Raw genomic sequence first — 16,295 nt, forward strand, 5'->3', positions numbered from 1 at the left:
CCCCGCCCCTTCCCGGCTGTGACATGCGCGGCTCCGCCGCGGGCCGCTCCGGCGCGGGGGCCTCGGTTGCCCTCTGTCACCGGCTCCGCCGAGTTCGTCCTCAAACGCCGGACGGGCTGAACCCCCGTACGAACTCCGCCAGCGTCCCCGGCTCCCTCCCCCCGAACCGCTCGATCGCCTCCGTCACCTGATAGAGCTCGTGGTGCGCGCCGATCAGGCGGAACAGTTCCCAGAGTTTGTCCAGGTGGGCCACCACGTGCGCGTCCCCGTACAGGGACATCGCCCGTTCCCGCCACTCCTCCGGCGACGTGTCCACGTACTTCAGGCCGCCGCCGAACGTCTCCACCACCTCGCCGACCGTCAGCACCTGCCCCGTCAGGAGCACCACGGGATCGGAGCACTCGGGCGTCGGGGCTGCCAGCAGGCCCGCTGCCACCCGCGCCACGTCCTCCCCCGCGATCAGCGGAAGCACCGTGTCCAGGGAGCCGAGCGGCATCACCAGCTCGCGGCCGCCGCCCGCCCGGACCAGGAAGTCCAGGTTCTCGAAGAAGACCCCGGCACGCAGATGCACCGCCCCGACCCCCGCCCAGTCGAAGACCTGCTCGGCGACCCAGTGCTGCCGCATCCGAGGCGTGCCCGCGTCCGGCGCCGCCGCCAGCTGGGACACCTCGACGACGCGCTCCAGGCCCTCGCGCCGGGCCGCCGCCGCGAAGGCGCCGGTCGCCTCCAGCAGGCCGTCGGTCACCGGGTACGTGAAGAAGGCGCGCCGCACGCCCCGCACGGCCGCGAGCACGTCCGTGATCTCGCGGAGGTCGCCGACGACCACCTCAGCGCCCATCTGCCGCAGCACGGCGGCGCGTTCGTCGTCGGTGCGCACGAAGGCTCGTACCGCCTGCCCCCGTTCCAGGAGCAGCCGCACCACATGACGGCCGGTGGAGCCCTGCTGTCCCCCCGCCGCTCCGGTGACCAGGACCGGTTCGTTCGACTGCATCGTGCTCATCGCTGTTCACCCCCTCCGTCTTCTCCGCGCCGCAGCGTGAGCGTGAACGCGCCCTGCCGCTCCAGCTCCCTCAGGAACTCCTCCGCGCCGAAGGCCTCACCGGGCGCGAGGACCCCCGTCTTCGTCGGCCCCCTGCCCTCCGCGATCCGCACCGCCGCCTCCACCGAGGCCAGCGCTCCGGCCCGCCACAGGTCGTGGCCGGTCAACTGCCCTGCCGCGGCGCCTCCTTCCCACATCGCCTGGACGGCGACGGTGAAGTCGGTGCCCGCCCGTTCGGCGGCGCCGATGTGCTCGCTCGCGAAGGCGTCCGTCGCCTCGAAGGCGCTGGTACTGAGCATCAAGTCGATGTTGCGGACGGGGACATGGCGCGGCACCGTCACGGTCTCGAAGGACGGGAACGGCGCGATCATCGTGCGCGGGCCGAGCGGCGGCGGGAAGGGGAAGACGGCGTTGCGGGGTTCGACGTAGCCCGCGTGCAGGGCGCCGTCGCTGAAGGTGAGGCGCTCGGTCTCGGCCAGGAGGTGGGTCGCGGTGTTCTTGGCGCCGGTGGTCAGGCGCCAGCCGTTCACGGCGTAGGCGACAACGATCCGGTCGACGCCCGCGATGCCGTCCGACACCGCGCCCGCCAGGAGGTCGCCGAGGCCTCCGTAGAAGCTGACACCGGGGATCATGACGGCTCCGGTGCGCTGCGCCGTGGCCTGCGCGGTGTCGAAGACAGCCTTCACGTGGTGGGGTTCGAGGGCGTGATCGACGTAGTGGCAGCCGGCTTCCGCCGCGGCGGTGGCGACGGGTGCGCCGGTGACGGCGAAGGGGCCCGCGCACTGGATGAGGACGTCGGCCGCCGTCATCACCTCACGCAGGGCCGCCGCGTCGTCCACGGAGGCGGTACGGGTCTGTACACGCTCCCCCGCGTCGAGTTCGTCGGCCAGTGCGCGCAACGCCGCGGCATCGCGGCCGACCAGGAGCAACTCCGCCTCTCTGGCCAGGAGTTCGGCGGCGACGAGCCGTCCGGTGTGGCCATAGGCTCCGTAGATGGCGAAGAGCGGCTTTGTCATGCTCAACTCGCTTCCATACCGAAGGTATGCAACTGGTGCGGAACCTACGTACCCTGAGTATGTCCGTCAAGAGGAGCCGACCCGTGATCCCGCCCGCGCGCCCAACTGCCCGCCGTACACAGGCGGAACGCTCCGACGCGACGACCGCGCAGCTGATCACCGCGGCGCAGCGGCTCTTCGGCAGGGACGGGTACGCGACGACCTCGATCGTCGCCGTGGCGGCCGACGCCGGGGTCACCAAGGGCGCGGCCTACCACCACTTCGAGGGCAAGGCCGCCCTCTTCCACGCGGTGTTCGTCCGCGAACAGGAGGAGATGGCGGCGGAGTTGGAGCGCGCGGCGGCCGAGGAGCCCGACGCCTGGTCCGCGCTGCGGCGCGGCTGCCGCCGCTTCCTCGAGCACTGCCTCGACCCCGGATTCCGTCGGATCGTGCTGCTCGACGCGCCCGCGGTCCTGGGCTGGGAGACCGTCCGCGAGATCGAATACGCCCATACGCTGCGGGTGTTGACCGGCGGCATGCGTGCGGCTGCGGCCGCAGGACACATCGGCGAGGGCGATCTGGACGTGCGCTGCCAGATGATGTTCGGCGCGCTGTGCGAGGCGGGCATGCTCCTGGCCCGCTCGCCCGACCCCGCCTCCGCCCTCACCTCGGTGACGGCGGAGGCCGAACGACTGCTCTCCGCGCTGGCCGCCCCCTAGGGCCGCACGGGCCCTAGACCACCGCCTCCCTGCCGGTTTCCCCGGCTGCCTCGGCCGACTCCTCGGGGGCCAGGCTGTCCATGAAGGAGGAGACGGAGAACACCGCGCGTCCCGGACCCGCGGGCCCGTAACCGGGCGGCGACGTCAGGCCGTTGGCCTCCATCGTCGCGCGGTACGCCTCAAGAAGACGGACGTGGTACTCCAGCGGGGCGCCCTGGGGGTTGGCCTTGCCGAGCGGTGTCGTGGGCTCCGGGCACCACGTGGTGAAGCGAGGCGTGATGCCGCGCGACATGAAGTACTGCAGCCCCTCGACGGTGGAGTCGATGGCCTCGCCGACCGTCTTGAACCCGAAGGGCTCCGCCATCTCCACGCCCGCCACGAAGTTCGGGATGACGTTGCGCGGCCCGAAGACCTCCGCGGAGTCCAGGATGCGGCGGTGCCACTCGTCCCGGCCCACGTAGCGCTCCTTGCCGGGGCAGTACCGCTCGAAGAGGTAGGGGTCCCACACCTCGTAGTTCGGGTGGTAGATCCGCACGCCGTAGTCGTGGAAGCGCTGCACGTCCGCCTTGGGCAGCGCCTGCGCGACGACCTTGCCGATCCAGCGGCCTGGGAAGCGCTCCTCGATGGCCTTCGCGTACTGGCCGTAGAAGTCGGCCTCGTCCTTGCCCTGGAGCTGCGAGGTGATGGCGCCGCCGGTGAGCGTGTACGCGGTGGAGGCCTTCGCGGTGTCGTACTTGTCGATGATGGCGAGGGCCTCGAGGACCTCGTCCATCGGCTTCACGCCCGTGTAGGGGCGGCCCGCCGCCTTCTGCTGGCGCCAGTTGTGGTTGATGTCGCAGTACCCGCACTCCTCCTTGGCGCCGAAGTACTGGCAGACCCGGAAGACCGTCAGGTAGATGAGGTAGCCCCATTGGATGGTGGGCGCCACCTCCATGACGGACTTGCCGTTCTCCAGCGTGTGCCGGTAGTAGTCCGGCATCGGCGGCAGGCCCACGTCGGAGATCCGGACGCCGTCCAGGTAGAGGCCGAGCACGCCGTTGTCGTCGGCGGCCACGCGGTACGGCGACGAGGGGTTCACGCGGACCGAGACGACCGTGCGGCGCAGGTCGTACGGGCCGCCGGTGAGGACGATCTCCTCGGGCGGGCGGCGCAGGGCGGCGGCGCCGAGCTCGGGCAGGGTGCTGTGGTCGAAGGAGAAGATGAAGTACGACTTCGGCTTGACCTCACCGCCCTCGTTGTCGCTGAGCGCGGACTCGTCGAACGCCATCCCTCCCCTGAGCAGGTCCTCCTTGATCACCGCCTCTCGCGGCACCTGCGGGAACCGCTCCATGAGTCCCTCGACGAGCTGGGTACGGCTCTCGCTGCGGCTTGCCATCTGCCGGGCACCTCGGATCCTGTCGGTGAATTGTACTTTCCCGTGACCCCTACGCTAATACGCGCCTTTCGGGGCGCGGATCCGCCTCCGGTCCCAGCCGCCCTCAGCCTTGCGGCGGTGCCTGCCCGCCGCGGCCTCCCGCCGGGAACCTCGCGGGCCCGGCCTCGCGTTGTCCTTGCATGAACGAGCTGGTTGCCGGGGGGAACGTGCCGCTGCCGGACGGGGCCGTCACCCTCCGGGTGCCCGGCCCCTTCGACCTGTCCGTGATCGTCACGGACGACAGCGGGAAGGTCGCGGGCGACGGCGACTTCGTCTTCTACAACCAGCCCGCCACCTCCGGCGCCCGGCTCCAGGGCGACACGGTCACGGTCGACGGGCGGCGCCTGCGCCCCGGTGCGAGCCGCGTCACCGTGGCCGTCAGCCCCGCCGTGCCGGGCACTCCCCTGGGCCGGCTGCCCGCCATCGCCCTCCAGGTGCACGGTCCCGGCGGCCGTCCAGTGGCCCACTTCACACCGCCGCGCCCCGACCGCGAGACGGTGCTGCTGCTCGCGGAGATCTACCGCCGGGGCCAGGGGTGGAAGCTGCGGGCACTCGGTCAGGGGTACGCGGACGGGCTCGCGGGGGTGGCGCGGGACTTCGGGGTGGACGTGGCGGAGGACGAGGCCACGCAGCCGCCGGGCGCTGCCGGGCCGCCCCTTGGCGCGCCGATGACAGCTCCGACGACCGCGCCGACCGGCCCGCCCGCGACCGGCCCCGACGGCTTCCTCCCGCTGGTCAACGCCGCGCGGGCGTCGGTGGGCGCGCCACCCGTCACCCTCGACGCCCGGCTGACGGCCGCCGCGAGCGCGCACGCCGCCGGGATGGCGGCGCGGGCCGTCCTCAGCTCGGAGCACGCGGACGGCACCTCGCTCTACCAGCGCGTCGTCGCGGGCGGGTACGCGTACCTGGCCGTCGGCGAGCATCTGGTCTCCGGGCCGCGCACACCCGCCGACTTCGTGGAGTACTGCCTCTCCGGCGAGCAGTCACGGCGTACGGTGCTCAGCCGTGCGTACTCGCAGGTCGGCGTGGCCCACACCACCGACGCGCGCTCCGGCGACGTCTACTGGACGGCGCTGTGGGCCACCCCGTTCAGCCCGCAGGGGCTCGCGGAGTGGGGGTCCGCCGTGCTCCGTCTCACCAACGCCGAGCGGACGGCGGCCGGTCTCCGTCCCCTCTCCGCCGATCCGCTCCTGACCGTGGCGGCGCAGGGCCACAGCGCGGACATGATCGCCCGCGCCTTCTACGCCCACACCTCGCCCGACGGCGGCGAACCCTGGCACCGCGCGTCCGCCGCGGGCAGCACGCACCGCGCGATCGGCGAGAACATCGCCTGCGGGCAGCGCACACCCGCCGAGGTGGTGGACGGCTGGATGAACAGCCCCGGCCACCGGGCCAACATCCTCAAGCCCTCCTTCACCCACCTCGGCGTCGGCTTCGCGGGCGGCGGCTCGGCGGGGACGTACTGGACGCAGCTCTTCGGCGGCTGACCGCCGCGGAGCCCGCGCCGCGCCCCCGATGCCTCAGCCCACCGCCACCGGCTCCCCGCTCCGGGCCGACGCATAGCCCGCCGCCACGATCTTCAGCGTCCGCAGCCCGCCCTCGCCGTCCGCGACGTCCATGCCGCCCTTCTCGGGCCCGTGGAGGAACGCCCGCAGCATCCGCTCGTCCAGATCGGCGCCGAAGGGCAGTTCGAGCCCCTGCCGGCGGCGTTCGCTGTAGCCGTGGACCGACTGGTCGAAGGCGTCCATCTCCAGGGTGGCCCGCTCGCCGACCACCGTCAGTTCGAGCCCGCCCCAGGAGTGGTGCGAGCGCGGGTGCGACCAGCTGCAGTCGATCGTGGCCACCGAGCCGTTGTCGTAGGTCACGGTGACCAGGCCGCTCGTCTCGGCGTCGACCTCGCCCTCGTACATGCGGTTGTTCGTCTGCGCGTACACGTCGACGGGGCGGGCATCGCCGAAGAGGTCGTCCAGGAGGTCGGCGACGTGGACCGTGTGGTCCATCAGGGCGCCGCCGCCCGCGAGTTCGGGATCGGCGAACCAGCGCCGCGAGGCGGGCATGGAGCCGTTGTTCGCGCCGGACACGGTCAGGACCCGGCCCGTCTCACCCGACGCGACGGCCGCCTTGACCGCCGCGTAGGCGGGGCTGAAGCGGACCGGGAAGGCGACCGCGAGCCGCACCCCGGCCGCCCGGCAGGCCGCGAGCATCGCCTCGCCGTCCGCGACCGTCGTGGCCAGCGGCTTCTCGCACAGGACATCCACGCCACGGGACGCGGCGAGCTCGACCAGCGGGCGGTGGCGCGCGTTCTCGGAGCAGACGATCACCGCGTCCGGGCCCCAGGCGAAGACCTCGTCGTACGAATCCGCGTACGCGACCCCCATCTCCTCGGCGAAGGCGCGCCCCCGTACCTCGCCGGGCGCGGCCGACCCGGTGTCCGGGTCGCTGCCGATGACCTCGACACCCGGCATGCGGGAGAGGAGCCGCAGATATCCGGCCGCGTGGACATGGGCGAACGACAGCACGGCGACCTTCATCGCGTGACCTCCTTGGTGATCGTGGCATCCGTCCCGATCTCGATCGCCCGGCCCGTACGGCTCGACTCCACCGCGGCCTCGGCGATCCGCACCGCCTCGATCCCGTCCCGCGCGCTCACCCGCGGCTCGCCGCCGCCCTCCTCCCACGAAGCCGCGAACTCCCGCAGCTCGGCCAGGTAGGGGCTCTTTGACATCGGGCTCGACGGGATGCCTTCGTTGGCCGCGCGCACCCCTTGCGCGGTGATCCGGTAGCCCGGCACTGACGTGGAGTCGTGCCGCAGCAGCCCGTCGCCGCCCGCGATCCGGAACGTCGTGCGGAACTGCTGGTCCGGCAGGCCCCAGAGGCCGGTGATGTGGCTGATCGTGCCGGAGGCGTGGGTGAGGACGGCGGTCGCCGAGACGACCTCGGCCTCCGGGCCGCCCGTGGCGTGCTCGACGCCGCGCGTCTGCGCGTGCACGCGGACCACGTCACCGGCGATCCAGCGGGCGATGTCGATGTCGTGCACCATCAGGTCCATGATGACGCCGCCGGACTTGCCGGGGTCACCGAACCAGGGCGCCCACTGCGGGCGCGCGCCGCCGCGCGTGAACCGCAGCACCGCGAGGTCACCCAACTCGCCTCGCTCGACTGCCTGTTGCATCGCCGCGTATGCCGGGAAGTACCGCACGACGTGGGCGGGGTGCAGCCGGACGCCCGCCGCTTCGGCGGCTGCCGCGATCTCCTCAGCGTCGGAGGTGGTGAGCGCGAGGGGCTTCTCGCAGATGGCGTGCCGGCCCGCGGCGACGGCCGCCAGGGCGAGCTCCTTGTGGGTGGGGGTGGGCGTGCAGATGTCGACGGCCGTGCAGTCGGCGAGCAGTGCGTCGAGGCTCGCCGACGCGGCGACCTCGTGTCCCGCGTACTCGGCGGCGAGCTTCTGAGCCGAGCCGTCCACGGTGTACACGCTGACGCGCGCACCCAGTTCGAGCCAGCCGGGGAGATGGGCGCGGGCGATGCCGCCCGCGCCGATCAGGCCGATGTGAAGCGGTCGCATGAGCGGTCGCATGAAGGGAGTTACCTTTCCTGGTTCCTGAAAAGGGGATCGGCTTCTTGACGTGGGGTCAGCAGGTCAGCTCTTGGATCCGGAGAGCGCGACGCTCTGCACGAAGTGCCGCTGCAGGAAGACGTAGACGATGAGCATGGGCAGGCTCGCGATGAGCGAACCAGCCATCATGACGGGGTAGTTGGTCTCGAACTGCCCCTCCAGCGAGGTCAGTCCCGCGCTGATCGGCATCTTCTGGGGGTCGGTGTTGACGATCAGCGGCCACAGGAGGTCGTTCCACGACCACATCGCGGTGATGACGGCGAGCGCGGCGAGCGCGGGCCGCACAAGGGGCAGCATGATCGACCAGAAGATCCGGAACGGACCCGCGCCGTCGATCCGCGCGGCCTCCTCGAGCTCCTTGGGGAGCGTGAGGAAGAACTGCCGCAGCATGAAGGTCCCGAACGCGCTGAACATGCCCGGCAGGAACAGCGCGGGTGCCGAGTTGAGCAGGCCGAGCCGCTGGATGATGTCGTACTGCGGCAGGACGAGCAGCGAGCTGGGCACCATCAGCACGGAGAGGAAGAGCGCGAACAGGACGTTGCGGCCCCGGAATTGCATGCGCGCGAAGGCGTAGGCGGCGAGCGAGCAGAACACCAGCTGCCCGACCGTGCGTCCCACGGTGTTGAAGACGCTGTTGAACAGCATCTCCCGGAACGGCAAGGCGGTGAAGACCTCTTCGAAGCTGGACCAGTTCCAGGTGTCGGGCAGGAAGGTCGGTGGCACTTTCGCCGTCTCGGCAAGGGACTTGGCGGCGGTGAGCAGCTGCCACAGGAAGGGGAAGACCATCACCAGGGCGCCGAGCGAGAGCGCCGCGTGGGTGGCGACCGAACCGGCGTTGAACCGTCGACGGGCGGAGGGCCCTGCCGAAGGGCTCGCTGAAGGGCTCGCTGAAGGGCTCGCTGAGGAGCTCACCGAAGGGCTCACTGAGGACTCACGCATAGTGCACCCACCTCTTCTGCAGCCTGAACTGCACCAGCGTCAGCGCCGCGATGATCAGCATGAGCAGGAAAGCGAGCGCGGCGGCGGCGCCCTGGGCGTTCTCGATGAAGGCCCATTTGTAGAAGAGGCTCACCACCGACTGGGTGTCGCCGATGGCCGGGTTCTTCTCCGCCATCATGATGTAGATCAGGTCGAAGGTCTGCAGCGAGTTGATCATGCAGATGATGGACGCGAAGAAGATCGTCGGGCTGAGCAGCGGCAGCGTGATCGTGAAGAAGCGGCGCAGCGGCCCCGCGCCGTCGAGCTCGGCGGCTTCGTAGTAGTCCTGCGGGATGCCCTTGATGCCCGCCATGAAGATGATCAAGTAGTAGCCGGTGGTCGACCAGACCATGACGGTGCCGATCGCGTACACGGCGGTCGAGGGGTCGGAGACCCAGTAGCGGCGGTCGGCGCCGAACCACTCGAAGACTTCGTTGATCAGTCCGTAGTCGCCGTTGTAGAGCCAGTTCCAGACCAGGCCGACGGCGACGGGCAGCGTCACGAACGGGATGAAGTACAGCGCGCGGTAGACCGCGACACCGCGCAGTCCGCGCCGGTTGAGCAGCGCGGCGACGCCGATGGCGAGTGGCAGGGCGAGCAGTCCGATGACGCAGTAGATCAGCGTGTTGCCGAGCGCCTGCCAGACGGTGACGTCCTTCAGGACGCGGACGTAATTGTCGGTGCCGACCCAGGTGTTGCCGCCGAACGCCCCGAACTCGGTGAAGCTGTAGAAGAAGGTCTGCAGGAGCGGCCAGAAGTAGAAGACGGCGAAGCCGATGCCGAGCGGCGCGACGAAGAGGTATGCGGCTTTCTGGTTGCGGGACTTGGGTGCGGAATTCGCCGCCGGTTTGCTGCGGCTCGCTTTCTTCGCCGCTGCCGTGGAGGGAAAGACACTCATCATGCGCGCTCCCCCTTCAGGGCTCGGTCCATCTGCTCGCCCAGCGTGCGGGCCGCGCTCTCGATGCCGCCCTTGCCGCTGAACGCGGCGCCCAGGAGCGGGTATTGGAGGTTCTCCCAGACCGCGGTGTTCTTCGAGCTCGGGTACGGCACGGCGTACTCCAGCATGTCGACGAAGCACTTCAGGTCGAACTGGGGCATCGACTTGAACCAGGCGTCCTGCGTCCCCTCGTACGAGGAGATGGTGATGCCCGCCGACGCCTGGATCTCGGCGGCCTTGTGGCCCGCCATGAAGTGGACGAATTTCCAGGCGGCCTCTTTCTTGCGGCTCTTGGCGGAGATGACGTTGGCGAGACCGTGGATGACGGTGGCGCGCTCGCGGCCCTTGGGCAGGACGGTGACTCCACCGTGGTCCTTGATCGCGGGAACGGCGTGATACTGCCCTGAGAACGCGGATATCTCGTAGACCATGGCGGCCTTCTCCGACCAGAAGCGGTTGCGTGCCTTGGACTCGACCATCGCGCTCTGCGGCGGAGACCAGCCGCGGTCGATCATGTCGGTCCAGTAGCGCAGGCCCTCGATGGAGCGCTCGTCGCCGAAGCCGGACTTCCCGTCCTTGAGGACGTAGCCGCCCGCTCCGTGGATGGCCGGGTAGAGCTGGGCCTGGCGGTCCATCTCGGCGGCCATGCCGTGCACCCGCTCGCGCGGATCGGTGAGTTCCGCGGCGGCGTCGCGCACGTCGTCCCATGTCCAGGTCGTGTCCGGGTACTTGATGCCCGCCTTGTCGAAGAGCGCCTTGTTGTACCAGAGGCCGATGGTGTCGAAGTCCTTGGGAATGCCGTACTGCGTGCCCTGATGGGCGTAGATCTTCACGAGCGCATCGGGGTGGCGGTCCACGGGGGTCACGTCGCTCTTGATGTGTCCGCTCAGGGGTTCAAGGACGCCGTTCGAGGCGTAGAGCTGCAGGTTGACGGCGTTCATCCAGAACACGTCGGGGGCCGTGCCGCCGCGCATCGCGGTCTTCAGGGTGGTCCAGTAGCTCGACCACGGCGTGAGCTCCATGCGCACGGATATGCCGGGGTTCTCCTTCTCGAAGGCGTCGATCACCTTCTGGAGGCCCGGCACTTGGGCCACGTCCCACACCCCGTACGAGAGGGTGGTCCTGCCACCGCTCTCCTTGCCTTCGCTCTGGCCGGAGCAGGCGGCGAGCAGCGGCGCCGCCATAGCTCCGTACAGCAGAGTCCTCCTGCGCATGCGCGCCTCCGCTTCCGGCTCTTCCACGGGCGCCCCGGTGCTGTCCGGAGCCGCCCTGGAGCTTTCCTACGACGCCGAATCCGTCAGGAGATCGGATTCGACCTGGTCAAGTGCCTTGCGTACGGCGCCGATCGCGACGCCCTGCTCGCCGAGCGTGCTCAGCGCGATGCGCGGGACGTGCAGGGTCAGCGGTCGCAGCCTGTCCTCGATCAGCGGCACGAGATGGCCGCCGAGCGGGGTCGCGCCGCCGGTGAGCACCACGAGCTCCGGGTCGACGGCGAGGGCGAGGGCGGCGATGCCCGGCGAGATGCGGTCGGCGAAGTCGGCGACGGCCGCGAGGGCACGCGGGTCCCCGGTGTCCGCGGCGCGCGCGAGGGCGGCCACCTCGGACTCGCCGGTACGCCGGGCGCCCTTCCAACTGAGCGCGTCCTGCGCGGTGTTCATGCCGAGCAGCGGAAGAAGTCCCAGCTCGCCCGCGCCGCCGCGCCTGCCCCGGTGCAGCCGCCCGCCGATGGTGAGGCTGCACGCCACGCGGTGTCCGGTCAGGACGCAGACGACGTCACCGGCGAGGGTGGCCGCGCCCTGCCAGCGCTCGGCGAGCACGGCGAGGTTCACGTCGTTCTCGACGAGGGTGTGGCCCGGCTCCCCGTCGGCGAGGAGCCGCCCGAGGTCGACGCCGGACCACTCGGGGATGACGTGGGAGGTGATGGTGCCGCCCGCGTCCACGACGCCGGGTACGCCGACGCAGCGGGCGAGGATGTCGTCGCGCCGCACGGAGTGCGCGTCCAGAAAGGCTTCGAGCCCTTTGCGGAGAAGGTCGAGCCGCCCAGCCCCGCCCAGCTCCGGGTCGATGTCCTCGCGCCGCACGGCGAGCACCGTCCCGCCGAGATCGGCGAGCAGGAGCACCATCTTGTGCAGGCCGATGTCGGCGCCCACGACACGGCCCGCCTCCACCCGGAAGCGGAACCGCCGCGCCGGGCGACCCGGCGCGCGCTCCCCGTCGTCACGCTCGGCCTCCCCCGCCCAGCCGTGCGCGGTCAGCTCCTCGACGGCGGCTTCCACGGTGGGCCGGGAGAGCCCGGTGCCCGCGGCGAGCTCCGCGAGGGTCTGCGGGCTGCGGTGGTGCAGGGCGCGCAGCACGACGGTGGTGTTCAGCCGGCGCAGCGAGGCGAGATCGTGCCCCCGTGTCCCGTTCCGCAACACTTCTTCACCCCATGTCGAGGTCAGGGCAGCCCTGTTGACCAGTGGGTCAACGGCTGCTCCCGGAGATTTAGGAGGAGACTTGCATATCCAAGGGCGACGGGGAACCCCCTTCGCACTGCCCCTTCATCCTGATGACCCGTCAGGAAACACCCGGGTTAACTCCGTGCACGACCCCTTGCCAAGGGAGATAGTACGTGTTCGGATTATCTCAGTCGGGCGGTCACCCACCGCCTCGTAACCGCAGCTCAGACCCTGTACGGCGGGCCAATCAGGCCTGTCTGCACCCGTCTGTGCTCCCTCACAACTCCCCCATGCCCCCTCGCACGATGTGTCCGGAGTCGTGCTGCCCGCATGTCCGCGGCAGCCCGAAAGAAGGGATCCCCCGTGTTCGATCTTTCGTCCGTCGATCTGCTCGACGCGTTCACCCGCGAGCTGCGGCTGTGCAAGCTGCGCGAGGGCGAGCACGTCGTCGTCCTCTCCGAGCCCGGCAGCCGCGGCGACTACGTGGCGGCGGCCTTCGGCGCCGCGAAGACGTGCGGCGCCCATGTCATCGCCGCGACCGTCCCCGGCGGCAGCCCCGCGCCGATGCCGAGCACCCACACCGGCGCGGGCCCCGGCCTGGTCTCCGTGCTCAACGACTCCACCGCGCAGGACCTGCTGAAGTCCGCCGATCTGGTCGTCGACCTCACCCGCGAGGGCTTCATCCACGCGCCGGTCCAGCAGGAGATCCTGCGCGCGGGCACCCGCATCATCTTCGTCTGCGACGCACCCGACGTCCTCATCCGCAATCTGCCCAAGGAGGCCGACAAGGACGAGGTGCTCGAAGGCGTCCAGCTGCTCAAGCGGTCGTCCGTCATGAAGGTCACCTCGGACGCGGGCACGGACCTGACCGTGCAACTCGCCGGATCCAAGCCCGAGTTCCAGTGCGGCTTCGCCGACGACCCGGGCCGCTGGGACCACTGGCCGAGCACCATGGTCCTTGCCTGGCCGGAGATCTCCGACGGCCAGATCGTGCTCGCCGAGGGCGACATCCTGCTGCCCTTCAAGGAGTACGTGCGCCAGCCGGTGACCCTGCAGATCGCGGGCGGGCAGATCGAGAAGGTGTCGGGCGGCGCCGAGGCCGAGCTCCTGAACACGTTCTTCGAGGACGCCGACGACCAGTGGGCGCGCAGCCTCTCCCACATGGGCTGGGGCCTGATGCGTACGGCCGACTGGTTCGCCACCGCGATGTACGGCAAGGACGACCTGATGGGCATGGACGCCCGCGCCTTCGCCGGGAACTTCCTGTGGTCCACCGGACCGCACCCCGTACTCGGGCGCGAGTCGTACGCCCATCTCGACATCGCCATGCGGGGCTGCACGGTCAGGGTCGACGACACGGAAGTCGTGACGGGCGGCCGTCTCACCGAGCGCTGACCGCGCACCAACTGCCCTTACGTACCAGGAAGATGGAGGAAGCGTGGCGTCCAGCCAGTCGTACGAAGTCACCGTCGTCGGAGGCGGTCTCGGTGGCCTGACCGCCGCCCTCGCGCTGCGGCACCGCGGTCTGCGGGTCACCGTGCTCGAACAGGCGCCGCAGCTCGGCGAGGTCGGCGCGGGCATCCAGACGGCGCCGAACGCCAGCCGCGTCCTGCTCGGCCTGGGGCTCCGCCGTCAGCTGGAGGCCATCCACACCGAGCCGCTCGACCAGGTGCGACGGCGCTGGAAGGACGGCAGCGTCGTCGGCCTGACCTCGCTCGGGCGGCGCTGCAAGGAGCAGTTCAACGCGCCGTACTGGCACTACCACCGGGCCGATCTGCACCGCGTCCTCATGGACGCCTGCGTCGACCCGGCGGGTCCTGGCCCCGTCGTCGCGCTGCACACCGCGAGCAAGGTCACCGAGCTCGACCGCACGGATCCCGCGCGTCCGGTGGCGGTCACGGACGACGGGCGGCGGTACACCTCCGACGTCGTCATCGGCGCCGACGGCATCCGCTCCCAGGTGCGCGACCTGATGGGCGCCCCCGACACCCTGCTGTTCTCCGGCGAGATGGCCTACCGGGCGCTCATACCGGGCGAGTTGATCGCGGCCGACCCTGCGACGCGCTGGCTGGTGGACCGCTACCAGTCCACGATCTGGTACGGGCCCGACCGCCATCTGGTGCACTACATGATCCGCGGCGGCGAGTTCCTCAACATCGTGGCCTGCGTGCCCTGCACGGACGAGGTCGCCGAGAAGTGGTCCGTCGCCGCCACCGCGCAGGACCTCGTCGACGCCTTCCCCGGCTGGGACGACCGCGTACCCGCGATGCTCTCCAAGGCGAAGGAGGACGTCTCCTGCTTCGCGCTCTACCACCGGCGCCGCGACCCGGTGTGGCAGGACGGCCGGGTCGCGCTGCTCGGCGACGCCTGCCACGCGATGCTGCCCTACCAGGCGCAGGGCGCCTCGCAGGCCATGGAGGACGCCGCCGTGCTCGCCGAGGAGCTGGGCGCGGTCACGACGGACGGCATCGAGGCGGCGCTGCGCCGCTATGTCGACCGGCGCGCCAAGCACGCCGGGATGGTCCAGGACGCCTCGCTGCAGAACAAGACCTTCTACCACTTCCCCGACGGCCCCGAGCAGCGGGCCAGGGACGAGAAGCTCCGGCAGGACTTCGACGGCGAGTCCGACCTCTCGTACGACTGGCTCTGGGGCGGCAGCCCCCTGGGCGACCCCGATCTCGGCGCGTTCTCCTACCAGTTCTCCCGCTGAGCCCCTTTGGAGCGAACGTGAAAACAGGCGATCAGATCGTTCAGGAACTTCCCTGGAGATGGTCGGTCCAGGGCAAGATCTTCATCATCGGTGGCCTCGGCTACCTCTTCGACGCGTACGACATCGCCTTGAACGGCTTCCTCATGCCGCTCCTCGGCAAGCACTTCGACCTCTCGCTCAGCGAGCGCGGCCTCGTGGCCACCGCGAACCTGGTGGGGATGGCCGTGGGCGCCGTCGCCTGGGGCGCGGTCGCCGACCGGATCGGCCGCAAGAAGGCGTTCAGCGTCACGCTGCTGATCTTCGCGATGTTCTCGGTGCTCGGTGCGCTCGCGCCGACGTATCCGGTCTTCCTCGCGCTGCGGTTCCTCGCGGGCGTGGGGCTCGGCGGCTGCATCCCCGTGGACTACGCCCTGGTGGGCGAGTTCTCGCCGCGCAAGTACCGGGGCAGGATCCTGACCGCGCTCGACGCGTGGTGGCCGGTGGGCGTGACCCTCTGCGGGCTCGTCTCGACGGCGATGCTGACCCTCGACGGCAACTGGCGCTGGATGCTGGCGACGATGGTGCTGCCCGCGCTCCTGCTCTTCTGGGCCCGGCGCGGCATCCCCGAGTCCCCGATCTATCTGACGAAGAAGGGCCGCGAGGTCGAGGCGCGCAAGGTCATCGACGACCTGGTGGCGCGGACGGGCGCGCCCGTTGAGCCCTACGTCATCCCCGATCCCGTGCCGGACGACGGGCCGCGCGGTGTGGCCGCCGCCGTCGACCAGCTGCGCCGCATCTGGGCCTTCAGCCCGCGCATCACCTCCGCGGCCTGGCTGCTCTTCTCCACGATCATGCTCGTCTACTACGCGGCGCTGAGCTGGATGCCCTCGATCCTCAAGGAGGAGGGCCAGGGCGACACGGCCGCGTTCATGAGCACCACCCTGATGAGCGGCGTCGGCATCGTCGGCGTCCTGGTCTCCACCGCCCTGGTCGACCTCGTCGGCCGCAAGTGGCTGATCGGCGTCTCGGCCCCGGTCGCCTCGCTCGCCCTGGTGGTGTTCGCCCTGGTGCGGGACCTGCCGACCGGCTCGGTCGTGGCCATCGGCGTCTTCGGCTTCCTGGCCCAGCTGGCCATCCCCGCCCTGTACGCGTACGTCTCCGAGCTCTACCCCACTCCCCTGCGGGCCAGCGGCTTCGGCTGGGCCTCCTCGGTCAGCCGGGCGCTCACCGGGTTCGCGCCGCTGCTCTTCGGTTCGGTGATGTGGCCGGTGCTCGGACTTCCGCTGACGTTCGCCGTGCTCGGCGCGACCGTCCTGGTGGCCGTCGTGTGGATGGCGGTGGCGGCACCGGAGACCAAGGGGCGCGCCCTGGACGGGGACGAGGAGCCTCCGGCGTCCGCGTCGGCGTCACCCCTGCCGGTCACCGAGCAAGCGGCGCTCTGACGCGGACGAACGCACCGAACGTAAGACAGGA

At 70.7% G+C, this 16,295-nt stretch carries 14 protein-coding genes; 5 read left to right on the forward strand and 9 right to left on the reverse strand.

The features are described from left to right. Window positions 1–100: 100 nt before the first annotated feature. Both ABZ833_RS09115 and ABZ833_RS09120 read right to left on the reverse strand, forming a co-directional pair. Entirely contained in the window at window positions 101–1,000 is a 900-nt protein-coding gene (locus tag ABZ833_RS09115) for an NAD(P)H-binding protein (protein ID WP_361043233.1), read from the reverse strand. Continuing rightward, window positions 997–2,055 carry a saccharopine dehydrogenase NADP-binding domain-containing protein gene (locus tag ABZ833_RS09120; RefSeq protein WP_361043235.1) on the reverse strand — a complete coding sequence of 353 codons (1,059 nt, stop codon included), beginning with the start codon at window positions 2,053–2,055 and terminating at the stop codon, window positions 997–999. Before ABZ833_RS09120 ends, ABZ833_RS09115 begins: the two co-directional genes overlap by 4 nt. A gap of 83 nt (window positions 2,056–2,138) precedes the next feature. On the opposite strand from ABZ833_RS09120, the gene ABZ833_RS09125 reads away from it, so the two are divergent. After that, window positions 2,139–2,753, forward strand: a complete 615-nt coding sequence (locus tag ABZ833_RS09125; protein WP_361043238.1) for a TetR/AcrR family transcriptional regulator — start codon at window positions 2,139–2,141, stop codon at window positions 2,751–2,753. A gap of 13 nt (window positions 2,754–2,766) precedes the next feature. Here ABZ833_RS09125 and ABZ833_RS09130 read toward each other — a convergent pair whose 3' ends face one another. Then, window positions 2,767–4,128 carry a radical SAM protein gene (locus ABZ833_RS09130; RefSeq protein ID WP_361043241.1) on the reverse strand — a complete coding sequence of 454 codons (1,362 nt, stop codon included), beginning with the start codon at window positions 4,126–4,128 and terminating at the stop codon, window positions 2,767–2,769. A gap of 179 nt (window positions 4,129–4,307) precedes the next feature. On the opposite strand from ABZ833_RS09130, the gene ABZ833_RS09135 reads away from it, so the two are divergent. Continuing rightward, window positions 4,308–5,654 carry a CAP domain-containing protein gene (locus ABZ833_RS09135; protein ID WP_361043244.1) on the forward strand — a complete coding sequence of 449 codons (1,347 nt, stop codon included), beginning with the start codon at window positions 4,308–4,310 and terminating at the stop codon, window positions 5,652–5,654. A 33-nt stretch (window positions 5,655–5,687) separates the two neighbouring features. Here the strand turns inward: ABZ833_RS09135 and ABZ833_RS09140 are convergent, their stop codons facing one another. The 6 genes from ABZ833_RS09140 to ABZ833_RS09165 all read right to left on the reverse strand — a co-directional run bounded on the left by ABZ833_RS09140 (window position 5,688) and on the right by ABZ833_RS09165 (window position 12,109). Continuing rightward, entirely contained in the window at window positions 5,688–6,698 is a 1,011-nt protein-coding gene (locus tag ABZ833_RS09140) for a Gfo/Idh/MocA family oxidoreductase (protein WP_361043247.1), read from the reverse strand. Then, a complete protein-coding gene (locus ABZ833_RS09145; protein ID WP_361043250.1) occupies window positions 6,695–7,729 on the reverse strand; it encodes a Gfo/Idh/MocA family oxidoreductase in 1,035 nt (344 codons plus the stop codon). Before ABZ833_RS09145 ends, ABZ833_RS09140 begins: the two co-directional genes overlap by 4 nt. A 75-nt stretch (window positions 7,730–7,804) precedes the next feature. Continuing rightward, entirely contained in the window at window positions 7,805–8,692 is an 888-nt protein-coding gene (locus ABZ833_RS09150; RefSeq protein ID WP_361043253.1) for a carbohydrate ABC transporter permease, read from the reverse strand. A 19-nt stretch (window positions 8,693–8,711) separates the two neighbouring features. Beyond that, on the reverse strand, window positions 8,712–9,659 hold the full coding sequence (locus tag ABZ833_RS09155) for a sugar ABC transporter permease (RefSeq protein ID WP_361043256.1): 948 nt from the start codon (window positions 9,657–9,659) through the stop codon (window positions 8,712–8,714). After that, window positions 9,656–10,909: a sugar ABC transporter substrate-binding protein gene (locus ABZ833_RS09160; protein WP_361043259.1), complete on the reverse strand. Its 1,254-nt coding sequence runs from the start codon at window positions 10,907–10,909 to the stop codon at window positions 9,656–9,658. The genes ABZ833_RS09155 and ABZ833_RS09160 overlap by 4 nt, the downstream gene beginning before the upstream one ends. A gap of 66 nt (window positions 10,910–10,975) precedes the next feature. Further along, a complete protein-coding gene (locus ABZ833_RS09165; protein ID WP_361043262.1) occupies window positions 10,976–12,109 on the reverse strand; it encodes an ROK family transcriptional regulator in 1,134 nt (377 codons plus the stop codon). Between the two features lie 387 nt (window positions 12,110–12,496). Between ABZ833_RS09165 and ABZ833_RS09170 the strand changes: the two genes are divergently transcribed. From ABZ833_RS09170 to ABZ833_RS09180, 3 genes are read left to right on the forward strand one after another with little or no spacing between them, the layout of a single operon-like run. Continuing rightward, window positions 12,497–13,528 (forward strand): hypothetical protein, encoded by a 1,032-nt coding sequence (locus ABZ833_RS09170; protein ID WP_361043264.1) that lies wholly within the window; start codon window positions 12,497–12,499, stop codon window positions 13,526–13,528. A gap of 43 nt (window positions 13,529–13,571) precedes the next feature. Beyond that, on the forward strand, window positions 13,572–14,843 hold the full coding sequence (locus ABZ833_RS09175; protein ID WP_361043267.1) for an FAD-dependent monooxygenase: 1,272 nt from the start codon (window positions 13,572–13,574) through the stop codon (window positions 14,841–14,843). 17 nt (window positions 14,844–14,860) lie between these two features. Beyond that, complete coding sequence (locus tag ABZ833_RS09180; protein ID WP_361043269.1) at window positions 14,861–16,264, forward strand: MFS transporter; 1,404 nt, start codon at window positions 14,861–14,863, stop codon at window positions 16,262–16,264. Window positions 16,265–16,295 lie beyond the last annotated feature (31 nt).

The sequence above is a fragment of the Streptomyces sp. NPDC047525 genome (assembly GCF_040643025.1).
GTDB lineage: Bacteria > Actinomycetota > Actinomycetes > Streptomycetales > Streptomycetaceae > Streptomyces > Streptomyces durmitorensis.